This is a genomic window from Herpetosiphon giganteus, from assembly GCF_016907925.1.
Taxonomy (GTDB): Bacteria; Chloroflexota; Chloroflexia; order Chloroflexales; family Herpetosiphonaceae; genus Herpetosiphon; species Herpetosiphon giganteus.
Map to the genome: position 1 here is coordinate 102,313 of NZ_JAFBCZ010000016.1, position 13,081 is coordinate 115,393.

General features: G+C 50.3%; 16 protein-coding genes. 8 read left to right on the top strand and 8 right to left on the bottom strand.

Going from position 1 to position 13,081, the window contains the following annotated elements; all coding sequences use genetic code 11:
- Positions 1-155 precede the first annotated feature (155 nt).
- The 4 genes from nfi to JOD20_RS15415 are packed head-to-tail and all read right to left on the bottom strand — an operon-like array spanning position 156 to position 2,475.
- The gene (gene nfi / locus JOD20_RS15400; protein ID WP_204756122.1) at positions 156-863 is read right to left on the bottom strand and encodes a deoxyribonuclease V; all 708 of its coding nucleotides are present in this window, start codon (positions 861-863) and stop codon (positions 156-158) included.
- A gap of 15 nt (positions 864-878) precedes the next feature.
- Positions 879-1,631 (bottom strand): sirohydrochlorin chelatase, encoded by a 753-nt coding sequence (locus JOD20_RS15405; RefSeq protein ID WP_204756123.1) that lies wholly within the window; start codon positions 1,629-1,631, stop codon positions 879-881.
- Between the two features lie 14 nt (positions 1,632-1,645).
- Positions 1,646-2,146 carry a tetratricopeptide repeat protein gene (locus JOD20_RS15410; protein WP_204756124.1) on the bottom strand — a complete coding sequence of 167 codons (501 nt, stop codon included), beginning with the start codon at positions 2,144-2,146 and terminating at the stop codon, positions 1,646-1,648.
- Positions 2,147-2,172: 26 nt separating this feature from the next.
- The gene (locus JOD20_RS15415) at positions 2,173-2,475 is read right to left on the bottom strand and encodes a DUF3467 domain-containing protein (RefSeq protein WP_204756125.1); all 303 of its coding nucleotides are present in this window, start codon (positions 2,473-2,475) and stop codon (positions 2,173-2,175) included.
- A gap of 103 nt (positions 2,476-2,578) precedes the next feature.
- On the opposite strand from JOD20_RS15415, the gene JOD20_RS15420 reads away from it, so the two are divergent.
- From JOD20_RS15420 to JOD20_RS15430, 3 genes are read left to right on the top strand one after another with little or no spacing between them, the layout of a single operon-like run.
- On the top strand, positions 2,579-3,508 hold the full coding sequence (locus tag JOD20_RS15420; RefSeq protein ID WP_204756126.1) for a DNA methyltransferase: 930 nt from the start codon (positions 2,579-2,581) through the stop codon (positions 3,506-3,508).
- Positions 3,505-4,218, top strand: coding sequence for an SDR family oxidoreductase (locus tag JOD20_RS15425; protein ID WP_204756127.1), 714 nt, complete (start codon positions 3,505-3,507; stop codon positions 4,216-4,218). Before JOD20_RS15420 ends, JOD20_RS15425 begins: the two co-directional genes overlap by 4 nt.
- A 16-nt stretch (positions 4,219-4,234) precedes the next feature.
- Positions 4,235-4,891 (top strand): alpha/beta hydrolase, encoded by a 657-nt coding sequence (locus tag JOD20_RS15430; RefSeq protein ID WP_204756128.1) that lies wholly within the window; start codon positions 4,235-4,237, stop codon positions 4,889-4,891.
- Between the two features lie 149 nt (positions 4,892-5,040).
- Here the strand turns inward: JOD20_RS15430 and JOD20_RS15435 are convergent, their stop codons facing one another.
- The gene (locus tag JOD20_RS15435; protein WP_204756129.1) at positions 5,041-6,270 is read right to left on the bottom strand and encodes a hypothetical protein; all 1,230 of its coding nucleotides are present in this window, start codon (positions 6,268-6,270) and stop codon (positions 5,041-5,043) included.
- A 154-nt stretch (positions 6,271-6,424) separates the two neighbouring features.
- Between JOD20_RS15435 and JOD20_RS15440 the strand changes: the two genes are divergently transcribed.
- The 3 genes from JOD20_RS15440 to JOD20_RS15450 all read left to right on the top strand — a co-directional run bounded on the left by JOD20_RS15440 (position 6,425) and on the right by JOD20_RS15450 (position 10,093).
- Complete coding sequence (locus JOD20_RS15440; RefSeq protein ID WP_204756130.1) at positions 6,425-7,435, top strand: MBL fold metallo-hydrolase; 1,011 nt, start codon at positions 6,425-6,427, stop codon at positions 7,433-7,435.
- A 606-nt stretch (positions 7,436-8,041) separates the two neighbouring features.
- Positions 8,042-9,235: a molybdate ABC transporter substrate-binding protein gene (gene modA / locus JOD20_RS15445; RefSeq protein ID WP_204756131.1), complete on the top strand. Its 1,194-nt coding sequence runs from the start codon at positions 8,042-8,044 to the stop codon at positions 9,233-9,235.
- A 66-nt stretch (positions 9,236-9,301) separates the two neighbouring features.
- Positions 9,302-10,093, top strand: coding sequence for an ABC transporter permease (locus JOD20_RS15450; RefSeq protein WP_204756132.1), 792 nt, complete (start codon positions 9,302-9,304; stop codon positions 10,091-10,093).
- Here JOD20_RS15450 and JOD20_RS15455 read toward each other — a convergent pair.
- The 3 genes from JOD20_RS15455 to JOD20_RS15465 are packed head-to-tail and all read right to left on the bottom strand — an operon-like array spanning position 10,090 to position 11,762.
- Positions 10,090-10,509: a hypothetical protein gene (locus tag JOD20_RS15455; protein WP_204756133.1), complete on the bottom strand. Its 420-nt coding sequence runs from the start codon at positions 10,507-10,509 to the stop codon at positions 10,090-10,092. The two genes, JOD20_RS15450 and JOD20_RS15455, sit on opposite strands and share 4 nt — an antisense overlap.
- Positions 10,510-10,518: 9 nt before the next feature.
- A complete protein-coding gene (locus tag JOD20_RS15460; protein ID WP_204756134.1) occupies positions 10,519-11,283 on the bottom strand; it encodes an SDR family NAD(P)-dependent oxidoreductase in 765 nt (254 codons plus the stop codon).
- A gap of 53 nt (positions 11,284-11,336) precedes the next feature.
- Positions 11,337-11,762 (bottom strand): MarR family winged helix-turn-helix transcriptional regulator, encoded by a 426-nt coding sequence (locus tag JOD20_RS15465; RefSeq protein WP_204756135.1) that lies wholly within the window; start codon positions 11,760-11,762, stop codon positions 11,337-11,339.
- Between the two features lie 192 nt (positions 11,763-11,954).
- Between JOD20_RS15465 and JOD20_RS15470 the strand changes: the two genes are divergently transcribed.
- Positions 11,955-12,326, top strand: a complete 372-nt coding sequence (locus tag JOD20_RS15470) for a hypothetical protein (RefSeq protein WP_204756136.1) — start codon at positions 11,955-11,957, stop codon at positions 12,324-12,326.
- Positions 12,327-12,735: 409 nt separating this feature from the next.
- Positions 12,736-13,032 (top strand): hypothetical protein, encoded by a 297-nt coding sequence (locus JOD20_RS15475; RefSeq protein WP_110515137.1) that lies wholly within the window; start codon positions 12,736-12,738, stop codon positions 13,030-13,032.
- Positions 13,033-13,081: the final 49 nt, after the last annotated feature.

Sequence of the window (13,081 nt, forward strand, 5' to 3'; positions counted from 1 at the left end):
AATCGTTGTTAACGCAATGAATCAGTACACAGAGAACAGAGAACAGAGAACAGAGAACAGAGAACAGAGAGAAGTTGCGCTGAAATTTGCGCTCGAACCACATAATCAAAGCCCCTCGCCCGCCACGTGGGAGAGGGGTTGGGGTGAGGGCATGCTTAGCCTAGTGGCAATTGCAATCCGCCATTATTGGCTTTATCTTTGGAGAGTTGGTCGGCATAGCGCGTGGTTTCGGGTAGACGATATTTGGTTGTGCAACGCAAAACCAGATCAACTGCTGTTGGAATGCTTACTCGATGGCCAGGCGAGATGTAGAGTGGCTTAGTGCCGGCGCGGGTGCGCACGACGGCCCCAATTTGTTCGCCTTTATCAAAGACTGGAACCCACGCGCCTTGTTCGTCGGGCACTGGCGCGTGTTTGCCACACAAATAGCTTTTACCTACGCCAATTGTCGGCAGATCGGTCAAAATGCCTAAGTGGGCGGCTATGCCAAAGCGGCGTGGATGCATAATGCCCATACCATCACAGAGCAACATATCGGGCAAGTGCTGCAATTGCTCCAACGCCGCCAAAACGGCAGGAATTTCGCGAAACGATAATAAACCTGGAATATAGGGAAACGTAGTTGGTCTCCGCACCAAGGTTTTTTCGCTTGGCTGGAGCGCTGGAAAATTCAATGTAACGATCGCTGCCCTGGTCGTTGCGCCATCATCCTCGAACGCTGCATCAACGCCGGCGACGGTTTGCAATGGCTGGGTAAAATCATCAACGATTCGCACTTGCTCACGCAGCTGCATTTGCAGATCAATCGCTTGCTCAGGAGTTAAATCCCAGCTATGGATTTGGCTATTTGGAAAACGCTGCATTATTCCTCCGCAACCTCAGCCATGAATTGGCCGCCGCTCAGCTGCTCGATCAGTCAACACATCAATTAATAATTCATCGTAATCGAGATGCTGCGCTAGCACAATCTGCGCGTGAGCATGGCGTTCGCGGCCTACCTGAATAATTTCGGGCAAATCTTCGCGCACATGGCTGCCAAATTGAATAAAATAGGGCACGGCCACAATTTGCTCAAGCCCTTGGGCAATCAAGCCATCAAGCGCATCAGGGATGCTCGGCTCGTTCAAATCCATAAAACAGACCTGCACAGCCGCCCAAGGTGTGGCTTGGCGCACGCGTTCGGCCACCGCCTGAATTGGGGCATTTGAGGCAGGTCGCGGGCTGCCATGGACTAAAATCAACAACCCTGCTTGATTGTATTCAAGCGCTGGCCATGCTTGATCGGCACGTTTTTGCACTAATTGGGCCAAGGCTGGGTGCTCGCCAAAGGCCGGAGCAAGATTAAACGCCACATTCGGATAGTGGCTGGCCATGTGCTCAACTTGTTGACGTAACGTTACTTGCACAAAATAGCCATCAATCAAAAAATAGGGCAGCACTGTAATTTCAGTTGCGCCCTGCTCGACCAAACGGGCGGTCGCTTGGGCCAAATCCGGCTGGCTATAATTAAGAAAGCCAGCTCCTGCCAAGCTAGCTACGCCGCGTTCGCGCAGCCGCGCCGCTAAGCGTAGCATGGTTGCGCCCGAAGCCGCCAACAAGCTGCCATGACCAATGATCAATAATCCATGCATTGCGGTGCTTCCCATTATTTTTGCAAATAATCAATCATATTTTTGGCGTTTGCTCGCCAGGTAGGGCTTGGCTCGCGCTCAAGACACGCCTGAAAATCGGCCAAGGCCTCGGCAGGCAAATCCAAATCCATGTATGCTTCGGCGCGATAGCAATAGGCCATATAGCGATCAGGATGATTTTTAATTACGTCGCTAAAGTCATCAACAGCTGCCTGAACTGCGTTGGCTCGCAGCGCCAAACTCCAGCGCAAATCAAACGGCTCCTCGTATTCCAGGCTCCAATCCATGGCATTAACATAGGCGGCGCGGGCGGTATCCCATTTGCCGTTGAGCATAGCGTTATCAGCTTGGTCGATATAGATCAGTGACACAGCGGTGCGGCCAAAATAAATAACTGGATAACACAAGGCTACAATTAAAAACCCAAGCACAACGACCCAGCCCAAAGGCAAGCGATGATACCAGCGTTTGCGGCTAGCGGGCAATGGCGAAAGCAGGCGTGATGGCGTTGACATCCACATTCTCCTCAAGGGTAATTTGGTTATTCGTTTAAATTAACTTGGCTAATAAAATGTTCTAAATTGCCAAGTTTCATATCGTTCAATAATGCGCTTGGTAGCTCAATTACGCCGATTGCATGCTCATAAGCGGCGACATGCTTGAGCAACATCAAGGCAAGCACCTTGGTATGTTGCGGGCTCATCATTATCCGTGCTACTGGCTGCACGCTGGCGGTGTTATTGCGCACATCTTCGACACAAGCAAAATCGATGGTGAAATCGTAAGGGCTACCACTAATTTGCACCTGATTCGCATAGGCAGCGCGTGAATTTTGGTCGCTCATACACAGTTCTCCTTAACATAAGTATTCTAAAACAATCCAATCAAAGCCGACTCGTTCAATGCTACAATAGCGCCAGCCTGTGTTAGCGAAAGAAGGAGCCGCTATGAGCGATTCAGAAGCGCAACAGCCGCACCACCGCAACCAGTTAAACGATTTGCTGGGCCGCGAATGGCTGTATGCAACGCGATCGATTGCGCTTACTGGTACGCCGCCAACGCCACTCAATGATTTAACGCCTGAAGAATGGGCAGCTTGGTCGGGGCCAGTTTTAGCCAGTGCCTACCCAACCCGTGGCTCTGCCTCAGCCGCGCATCACATTCGCAAAGCGCATCCATCGCCCAAACCACCAGCCTTGCTCAGCGAAATTATTCGGTTTTTTACCAAACCAAACGGTTGGGTGCTCGACCCGTTTGCCGGAGTTGGTGGAACCTTGCTCGCTTGCGCCCAAACCCAACGCCAAGCAATCGGCATTGAATTATCGCAGCAGTATATTGAATTGTATGGCAAAGCGGCTGATGCCTTGGCTTTGCCACGCTTGCAAGTGTTGCAGGGCGATGCCCGCGAATTGCTCACTAGCCCAAGCATTCAGCAACAGCAATTTGATTTGGTCTTGACCGACCCGCCCTATAGCTCGATGCTCAGTCGGGCGCGAACTGGCCAGCGCCGTAAACAGGGCAATGCTGCTGCCACGCCCTTCACCGACGATCCTGCTGATTTGGGCAATGTGGATTACCCAACCTTCCTGAGCGAACTCACCAAGATTGTGGCGCAAAGCTTGCAACCATTGCGGGTTGGCGGTCATTTGGTCTTATTTGTCAAAGACCTGCAACCAACTCCAGAGCATCATAACATGCTCCATGCCGATATTGTGTCAGCGTTGTATCAGTTGTCGCAACTGCGCTATCGTGGCTATCGGATTTGGTACGATCAAAGTGCAATGTTGTATCCGTTTGGCTATCCCTATAGTTTTGTCGCCAATCAGGTACATCAATTTTTGTTGATTTTTCAGAAGCAGGCCGAGGAGAATCTATGAGTAATGGTTGGGCAATCGTGACTGGTGGCGCGCGCCGCTTGGGCAAATCTATCGCCTTGGAATTAGCTAGCGCAGGCTACGATTTAATTATTCACTACAATTCCTCGCACGCTGAGGCCGAGCAAACCTGTGGCGAAATTCAAGCGCTTGGCCGTGAAACATGGGCTTATAGCGCCGATTTGCGTGATGTTGCGGCGATTGAAGCCATGTTTACCGCGATTGAAAGCCGTTGTGGCTCGCTGGCCGTGTTGGTCAATAGTGCCGCCGATTTTCCGCGCACGCCAGTTGGCAGCGTGACTGTCGAAGAATGGGATTCGTTGATGGCGATTAATCAGCGTGCGCCATTTTTCTGTGCCCAAGCAGCCGCCAAATTGATGCCAGCGCATGGCGTAATCGTGAATATTGCTGATGTTGGCGGCGAAGTGCCATGGCCTAGCTTTGTGCCGTATGGCATGACCAAAGCAGCAATTATTATGATGACGCGTGGCTTGGCCTTGGCCTTGGCTCCCAAGATTCGGGTTGGCGCGGTTGGGCCAGGCGTGGCACTCTTGCCCGATGGTTGGCAAGACGATGGCAATGCACTGAATAAAATTCCACTCAAACGGCTTGGCGTGCCCGAAGATATTGCCAAAGCTGTGCGATTTATCGTTGAAGCGCCCTATTTTACTGGCGAAACGATCTTTGTTGATGGCGGTCGCCGTTGGGCCTAAGGAGTAACGAAGTAGTATGAGTCAATTTTCGCTCACTCACGAGGTTGCCAAACCTCGTCAACCAAGTGCGAATGGCAAACCCCCGCTTTTGGTGATGTTGCATGGTGTAGGATCGAACGAACGCGATTTGTTGCCATTGGCCCAATATCTCGACCCGCGTTTATGTGTGGTTGCTGCTCGCGCCCCGCATCGCTACCAATTTGGTGGTTTTTCGTGGTTCGATATTCAGTGGCATTCCAAAGGATTTAATATCGATACCAACCAAGCCCAACAAAGTTGGGAAACAGTGCAGCGCTTTTTGGGCGAAGCATGCAGCGCCTACGATTGCGATCCGCAGCGAATCTATTTGGGTGGCTTTTCGCAGGGCGCAATTATGAGCTTGGGCGCAACCCTGACCAAACCAGAACTGATTGCGGGCACCATTTTGATGAGTGGCCGTTGGATGCCCGAAGTTGGGCCGCAAACCGACCGCGAGCATATTGCCAACAAGCCAATTTTAGCCGTCCATGGCCTCTACGATGAGGTGATTCCGATTCAGTATGGGCGAGCGATTCGCGATTTTCTGCAAACCTTGCCGGTGCAGTTGGAGTACCATGAATTTGCCATGGGCCACGAAATAAATCTCGATAGTTTGCAAGTGGTGGTCAATTGGCTTAATCAGCAACTTGGTTAAACTACACTTCCCCTCACCCCAACCCCACTCCCGTCCGACGGGCGAGGGGCTATAACCCTGCGGTTCCGTGGCAATGCGTGGTTAAAATCGATGCTCCCCCTCGCCCGCGTTTTCGTGGGAGAGGGGGCTGGGGGGTGAGGGAACCCAAATTAACCTTTATAACACTGGTTCGCTTGCTCAATCACCCATTGCTCAAGCAACGATGGATAGATTTGCTCGCTGAGCAAGGTACGAAAGCGTTCGATGCGATCGCCGCCTTCAAACCAGCGGTTAATCATTTGCTCGCCATAGAAATAGCTGAAGATGTAGGCCCGCCACAATGGAGCGCTGATAAAGCGCATGCGATGCTGGGCACGTTCCTCGCTGGTCAAGCCATAGCGCACCAAATAATCAACAACCTCATTGGCAGGTCGACCTTCGGCGTGCAGCAATAAGGCTGCATTGCCGGCCACCCCAGCTAAGGCTTTCATTGCAAGGTTAATCCGCAGTTCTTGGGCGGGATCGCCAGTGATGCCAACCTTGGGATAGAGATTTTGGGCTTGCCACTCAACCAATTCTTTGGGCGTGAATAACACTCCTACTGCGCTATTGGCGATGCCTTCGGCCATCACACATTCTGGTGTGTTGAGCAAAAAAATCGAGTGCTCGGCCCAGCCTCGGCCTGCATACAAATCACGTTCTTTGATGCAATGTTCGGTGTGGTGGCCCGGGTAGGCTTCGTGAGCAACCAAGCTTGTCAAGCCGTTGAGCGCAACTGGCAAGTCGGTGTTAATATCAACCGCCGAATGATAATTGCCATAATACCAGTTATAGCCACTCCATGGCTGATTGTTGACCAAGCGGAAATCGACTTTTTCGCTGGCAGGCAAGGGATACAAGGCCAACGTTCGGCTGCGCAATTCAGTTTCGATCACCTCGATCAACGGGCGTGCTTGCTCGCCGCTAATGTCGAATTGTCGTCGCCAGGTTTGCGTGCGCTCAAGCACGTCGCCTTGGCCTGGCAACAAGCTATCAAGTTCTTCGATTGCTTCTTCAAACAGTGCTTCGTCGATCATCGCTGGCTCAATATCGAAACAGCGTCGCACTTCCTCGCGGTAATCAAACTGCTCGCCTGCTAATTGGCGACAGGTTGTGGCCATGGCTGCAACTTGCTTGCGCAAATAGGTGCGGCGGCGAATTGGCAAATCGCTGGTTTCAATCTGTTCAAGCAGTTGGTCGGCGGCCTGCACCAGTTGGTTGGTTGGCCAAACAGCGCTCTCCACTACTTGATCGCGCAAATAATTTGGGCCAGAATAAGCATCAACATAGCCATCGATATGTTGGTTAATCCGAAAGGCTAGCTCGATATAGGCGAGGCCGATTGGTTCAAAAATAGGCATTGCTGAAGATCCTCACAACACAACATCGCAATTCATTGTACCCCAAAGAATCGCCGTTAATGGTTGATCACAACTTATTCATCATTCTGGCAGAATATTCGATTGCCAGCGTGTTATGCTCAATTTAGCTACATTTTCTGTTTGAGGAACGCTCATGCGCAGTCGAAAACAACGTATTTTGGCATCGCCATACTATCGCAATAACCAATTTCAAAATTTGTATCCAACCACGATGATGCAAGCTAATTCGATGTTTTCGACCTTGCAGCGCCAATTTTTTGGCCAGGAACAGCGGCGGCCAAACAAGCCACTGCCAAGTGCATGGCCTGGCCAAAGCTTTCATCAAACGCCGCCAGCATCGGGCTTGCGGGTGACGTGGCTCGGCCATTCAACCTTATTAATCGAATTTGCCGGGATCACGATTTTGACCGATCCGGTCTGGGCCAAGCATTTATCGCCAGTTCAAGGCATTGGGCCGCAGCGCTTTCAAAATGCGCCGATTGCGCTTGAGCAATTGCCAGCAATCGATTTGGTGTTGCTTTCGCACGACCATTATGATCATCTCGATAAACAGACGATTCGCTGGCTGGCGCGGGGCACGATGCCGTTCGTCACAGCGCTAGGAGTTGGCGAGCATTTGGAGCATTGGGGCGTTGCCAGCAGCCGCATCCACGAGCTTGATTGGTGGGAAGAATTGCATTTGGCCGAATTTGATTTGACGATTGCCGCCGTGCCAGCTCAGCACTTCTCAGGCCGTGGGATCAAACGCAACAGCACGCTGTGGGCTTCGTGGGTCGTGATGAGTCCAAGCTCCCGCATTTACGTTGGTTGCGATAGCGGCATGTTTGCTGGCTTTGAGGATATTGGCCAACGCTATGGCCCATTCGACTTCGCCACCATCGAAATGGCTCAATACGATGTTGCGTGGCCAGGCGTGCATATGCAGCCAGAAGAAGCCTTGCAAGCAGCCGAAATGTTGCAAGCTCGCACGATGTTGCCCGTGCATTGGGGCGCATATTGCCTCTCGCTGCACGCCTGGGATGAGCCGATTGAGCGCTTGCTCAAAGCCGCTGAAGGCAGCCCGATCGCCATTCTCACGCCGCAACTTGGCCAGCCAGTCGAGCCAAGTCAGCCCGCTGGCTTAACCACGTGGTGGCGCGACTAGATGAAGGATGAAGGATGAGGGATGAAGGATGAAGAACATAGAGCAGAGAACATAGAACAGAGGGAGTTGGGGAGCGGTATGTTAACGCAGAGGCGCAGAGCATGAAGGGCTATAGACTTTTGGCTGATGGCTATCGGACAGAACAATAATCTGAATAATCTGTGCCAATCTGTGGCGAAAAATCATGGCTATCGGTTGGAGGCGTTAGGCTAGCGGAGATTTGTTGGGAACGTCAATAGCCTATAGCCAACAGCCTATAGCCTTTGTGCTCTTCGCGGTTTTGCACTAGGGATCGGGGGCTAGGGGCTGGGAATCGGGTATGTATTCAATCCCCAGCTTCTTCGCCGAATCCACCTATTCTCCCGATAGCCGATAGCCCATAGCCTCACTGCCTCTGCGGCTCTGCGTTAAAACTTCCCCTTCGTGCTCTTTGCGGTTTCGTCCTTCGTGTTCCTTCGTGCCCTTCGTGGATCAAGTTCGCAATTCCAAATCCGCCTTTGATTTTCATCCTTCATAATTCTTCCTTCTTACTTGATTAACGTGGTATGCTAGGCGCTTGAAAACGGCAATAAACCCTGATTGTGGGGCTGGATAAGGATGTTGAGAATGAAGCTACTTCGGCAGATCGGATTATTCGGATTGAGCCTTGGGTTATTGGCCTGTGGTGCTACAAACGCCCCTGCGCCAACAACCCCCGCCAACCCAACCAACGGCGCGCCAAGTTTGAATGGCGAGATTAATGTTTTTGCGGCAGCCTCGCTCACTGGCGCATTTACTGAAATTGGCAACGAATTTCAGACAAGCCATCCCGGCACGAAGATTAATTTCAATTTTGCTGGCTCCGATCAATTGACAACCCAAATGATACAAGGTGCGCCCGCTGATGTCTTTGCTTCCGCAAACTCGAAACAAATGCAAGTTGCGGTTGATGCTGGCGTAATTAACGATGCAGCGCGCCAGCCATTTGCCCGTAATCGCTTGATTGTGATTTATCCCCAAGATAATCCTGGCCAAATTCAACGCTTGCAGGATTTAGCCAAGCCCAATTTAAAACTGGTTTTGGCCAGTGCCAGCGTGCCAGTTGGCAATTATGCCTTGGATTTTCTGGCCAAAGCATCTGCTTTGCCCGAATATGACACCAGCTATAGCCCAACCGTGCTGTTGAATGTGGTTTCGTATGAGGCCAATGTCAAAGCCGTGTTGAGCAAAATTTCGCTTGGCGAGGCCGATGCAGGCATTGTCTATACCACCGATGCCGCGTCGATTAGCGATGGTAGCATTGGCACGTTGACAATTCCTGATGAGCTGAATACGATCGCCACCTATCCGATTGCAAGCACCCAAAATAGTCCCAACCCAAGCTTAGCTCAAGCCTTTATCGATCGGGTTTTGGCGACTGAAGGCCAGCAAATTTTGCGGCGTTATGGCTTTATCACCGTCAGCGATGCTCCAGCGAGCACGACCAACCAACTGCTGATCGAAGGCAATCTGACGACTCCGCTCACGTTGACCGCCGATTTGCTCAAAACCTACGAACTCCAACAAGTCGAGTTTGCTGATGAGCGTTTTCGTGGCCTAGGCATTGGCCAATTGTTGATTCAAATTCAACCCAAGGCCGATGCCAAAACCTTTACTTTTATTGGCAGCGATGGCAACCAATGCGTTGTGCCAATTGCCGACTTAACTGCCGATCCAAGGGCGATTATTGCGCTTGATAGTGATGGCAGTTTTACCAGCATTGTGCCAAGTGCCATGAACGCCAACCAAATTAAAAAGCTGGTCAAAATCAGGGTAGAATAAAGCTCATCATCGCCTAAATAGACCAACAGGATAGGTTGTAGCCTATCCTGTTTTTATGGAAGATTCATGCGAAACAAGCGCTTTGGTCGTCAATTTTGGCTCATTCTTGGTAGTTTGCCGTTGCTGGGCTTTTTGCTGATTCCATTAATTGCCTTAGCGCTACGCGTGCCAGTTGCTGCTTTAGCTAGCACCTTTGGCAAGCAAATAGTCCGCGAAGCCCTCAGCCTTAGCATTTTGACCACCAGCAGCAGTATGCTCATTACGCTGCTTTTTGGTACGCCAATTGCGATTTTGCTGGCGCGTCCGCGCTTTCGCGGCCAAAGCTTGCTCGATACCTTGATTGATTTGCCGATGATTTTGCCGCCCTCGGTTGCGGGCATTGCCTTGTTGATGGCATTTGGGCGGCGTGGCTTGCTTGGGCAATATCTGCGCATCCTTGAGATTGAATTGCCTTTTACGACGGCTGCGGTGGTGTTGGCGCAAGTGTTTGTGGCCTCGCCGTTCTACATCAAAGCTGCTAGTGCTGCCTTCGCCACCATCGACCATGATCTTGAGGATGCAGCGGCGCTTGATGGAGCTAATGCGCGCCAAATTTTTTGGTTTATCAGCATTCCCTTGGCGTGGACAGGCCTAGTGAGCGGAGCCGTGATGACTTGGGCGCGAGCGTTGGGTGAGTTTGGGGCAACCATCATTTTTGCTGGCAATTTCGTGGGCCGCACCCAAACCATGCCTTTGGCAATTTACCAAGGCTTTGAGCAAGATCTAAATGTGGCGCTGGTTTTGGCCCTGCTGCTGCTAGTTATCTCATTTGTGATCCTTGGCTTGGTCAAAGGCCTATTGGCGCAACGCCTGCGTTAGGGCTGATCGAAAAAGCCTTGGTCACGCTGGTTTAAGTCGATGTTTGGTTCAACATGCTGTACATGATCAAATGCTTGCACCAAATTTTCAACATAGATTAATTGAATTGTTCCATGCTGCTGAATTGGACGCTGAGCCGCGGTATGTTTAATTGGCTCAGGTAAAATCATCACAATCCAGCTTAATTGTGGATGGTTTAAGCTTGGAAAAGCTTGCATAATCATGGCTAGTGATGCAACATTTCGATCGCTGATCATACGATTATCAATGATTACCTGAAAAGGATGCGTAATCTGCTGTAAATAGGTTTGAGTTTCAGCCAAAATAGCATGAAACTCCTCAGGAGTGATAGCCGAGGTAAAATGAGTAAGCGCTAAAACGTGCTGATCAACTAACCATCCAAGTTTGTAGTTCATTGGTAACTCCTAGCTATATTTGGCAAGCAGGCTATGGCTATAATTCCATAGTTCAAGCGCTACATCAGCAGCGGTTGGCGGCAAATGAAGCTGCATTGGGCTGGTTTTGTGCCAATGAACTCCCTCATGACGTTCATAAATGAGCCGCGTGAGATAGCTACTGGCTTGGGCTGACGCTTGACCAAATAAATCTATCAATAGCCGTACTGGCAACGCCTGTTGCTTAAATAAATTAGTGCGAACCATGCCTGGATAACAAGTATGAATACGGAGCGTTGGCTGGTTTTTGGCAAGCTGCTGAGCATATAAATCTAGCGCTAGGCTTGCTTTTAACGCCGCTCGCAAGCCTTTTTCGGGGCTTTGCCACGCAGTTGAAGCATGGTTGTAACGGCTATTCCCACTAACCATCACAATACTGGCATTGGTAGTTAATTGTGGGAGTAACTGTTGTGATAAGCTAAATTTGCTCAGATAATTGGTAGCGAACACGGTTTCAAAGCCTTCGCTCGTAACGAGAGGTGTTGCTTTTGAGCCAATACCACCAGCACAGAGAATTAGGCTATCGATTGGCGCTTGGAATTGCGCGGCAACTTGGTGCGTTTCGCGGAGCAACGATAAATCGGCTTGTATAAAATGGCCGCCTGTTTCAGCAGCGATCGCTTGACCACGCTCACGATTACGCCCAATAAAGCTCACACGCTGGCCATTTTGGCTCAGTTCGCGCACGACCGCCGCGCCAATTCCGCTGGTTCCCCCAGTTACAACCACATTCATTAAGTTCTCCAAGTTGATAAATTAATTAGGATGCTAAATATATGTCAAAAAAATTAATCAGGCTCGTGATAGCCTAAATTTGCTGCAATACGCTGAAGCCAATCGGTGAATAAGGCCTGCTCGGCGGCTGAAAAGCCTTGGAGCATTTTTGCTTCGAAAGAATGAAAAACACCGATTAATTGCCCAACTAGTGCATCTCCAGCAGCGGTTAGCCCAACTATTTTGGCGCGGCCATCATCATGACTAAGGCTTCGTCTCAAGAGATCTCGCTGCTCTAATTTATCCAAAATTCCCGTCAAGGTTGCTGGAGTAACGCCGCTATACTGCTGGAGTTGTTGTTGCTCTAATTGAGCCTCACCATACAGATAGCCCAAAATTTCAAATTGCGAAGTCGTCAGATTATAGGCGCTTAGTTCTTCGTCTAAACCCTTGCGCATGAGAATATAGCTGAGTTTTAAGTAGCGAATTGGTTTTGACATACAAACCTTATTACTTAGCAACCTAAGCATATCGTATACTTTATTGATTGTCAAGAAGGTTAATGTTGGTGTGGTTAATATTTATTAATGAAATATTCATGAAGTACCTATTGATTAACACTGTCAAATGAATAATAATCTTGAGCTACGTACCTAGCTAGGAAATTTGCTGGAATATGGAAGGATTTGGCAATGCTCAAAACATCACGGCGGTTGGTTGGTTTGTTGGTTGCAACATGTGTTTTGGCCGTAGCGCCCTTGGTTCCGGCGGCAGCAGCGCCGCTGGCTGGGCCGTTGACCGCTGGAGTTGACTGTTATAGCAATGGTATTCAGCATAATCGTGGTGCGTTTGCATGCGATGCCTACGCGATCGGTGGAACCGGTCTCTATAGTTATACGTGGAGTGCTGGGCTGAATGCAGACATTATGCAGCATGCTGGTAGCTCGGTGTATGGTGGTTGTACGCTTGGCCGCACAGGTCGGGTAAACTTGGTTGTTACCGATAGCAGCGGCGTGAGCGTCGCCGTGGTTGGCCGTTGGTATTGTAGCAGCGATGCCTCGTAAGCCTGATTAAATTGGGCAATGGGCATCGCTTTTTAGCTTCGATGTTGCACGTGATGCCCTTTGATTTCCCCAACTATTCCTCCTTAGCAACAGCTTGTTTTCCACCCCCAATTTGTCTCGTGAGTTTCCAAGCATCGTTGATAGGTTTCCTCATGTAAATCACAGATCGTTAAGTTCATCAAGCATCTCCTGATGCCCACAAATTGCCCTTTAGGGGGTGCAGGGGGATGAAAACCCCCTGCGTTTCCCTCCAGCGGAGGGACGGAAGGGAGGCGATAAATGGATAGTCTATAAAATATTCTGTGACATTGTTTGACACGGCGCGGCGTTATACTAGCTCAGGAAGGGTCGCTGGAACGGCAGCATTCGCAGCGGCATTAGTGCTCAGCTGAGCAGAAAGGGCTTGCAAATGTGGCGACATGGTGATGTCCTCATCGCAGCAATTGATCAAATTCCAAGTGATGCAACGCCGCGCAATGGCTCAACTTTGGCTTATGGCGAAGTCACTGGCCATAGCCATCGTTTCAAATTGGCCGATACGGTTGCGCTTTGGCAACGCGGCGATTCACTGTTCGTCGAAGTGACCGCTGATAACGCCCAATTGATTCACGAAGAACATGCCATGATCGAATTGCCACGCGGCAACTATCGGGTCTGGATGCAACGCGAATATTCACCGCAAGAAATTCGGCGGGTTGTTGATTAATGCTGCGGCTGGTGGTAATGCTTTCCCATTACCACCAGCTTTTGAGGAT

Coding starts and splice junctions, on each gene's coding strand:
- JOD20_RS15415 (WP_204756125.1), bottom strand. CDS start 2,475: ATGAGCGACCAAAATTCACGCGCTGCCTATGCGAATCAGGTGCAAATT.
- JOD20_RS15465 (WP_204756135.1), bottom strand. CDS start 11,762: ATGTCAAAACCAATTCGCTACTTAAAACTCAGCTATATTCTCATGCGC.
- JOD20_RS15435 (WP_204756129.1), bottom strand. CDS start 6,270: ATGCCTATTTTTGAACCAATCGGCCTCGCCTATATCGAGCTAGCCTTT.
- JOD20_RS15430 (WP_204756128.1), top strand. CDS start 4,235: ATGAGTCAATTTTCGCTCACTCACGAGGTTGCCAAACCTCGTCAACCA.
- JOD20_RS15455 (WP_204756133.1), bottom strand. CDS start 10,509: ATGAACTACAAACTTGGATGGTTAGTTGATCAGCACGTTTTAGCGCTT.
- JOD20_RS15405 (WP_204756123.1), bottom strand. CDS start 1,631: ATGCATGGATTATTGATCATTGGTCATGGCAGCTTGTTGGCGGCTTCG.
- JOD20_RS15460 (WP_204756134.1), bottom strand. CDS start 11,283: ATGAATGTGGTTGTAACTGGGGGAACCAGCGGAATTGGCGCGGCGGTC.
- JOD20_RS15410 (WP_204756124.1), bottom strand. CDS start 2,146: ATGTCAACGCCATCACGCCTGCTTTCGCCATTGCCCGCTAGCCGCAAA.
- JOD20_RS15420 (WP_204756126.1), top strand. CDS start 2,579: ATGAGCGATTCAGAAGCGCAACAGCCGCACCACCGCAACCAGTTAAAC.
- modA (WP_204756131.1), top strand. CDS start 8,042: ATGAAGCTACTTCGGCAGATCGGATTATTCGGATTGAGCCTTGGGTTA.
- JOD20_RS15440 (WP_204756130.1), top strand. CDS start 6,425: ATGCGCAGTCGAAAACAACGTATTTTGGCATCGCCATACTATCGCAAT.
- JOD20_RS15470 (WP_204756136.1), top strand. CDS start 11,955: ATGCTCAAAACATCACGGCGGTTGGTTGGTTTGTTGGTTGCAACATGT.
- JOD20_RS15450 (WP_204756132.1), top strand. CDS start 9,302: ATGCGAAACAAGCGCTTTGGTCGTCAATTTTGGCTCATTCTTGGTAGT.
- JOD20_RS15425 (WP_204756127.1), top strand. CDS start 3,505: ATGAGTAATGGTTGGGCAATCGTGACTGGTGGCGCGCGCCGCTTGGGC.
- nfi (WP_204756122.1), bottom strand. CDS start 863: ATGCAGCGTTTTCCAAATAGCCAAATCCATAGCTGGGATTTAACTCCT.
- JOD20_RS15475 (WP_110515137.1), top strand. CDS start 12,736: ATGTGGCGACATGGTGATGTCCTCATCGCAGCAATTGATCAAATTCCA.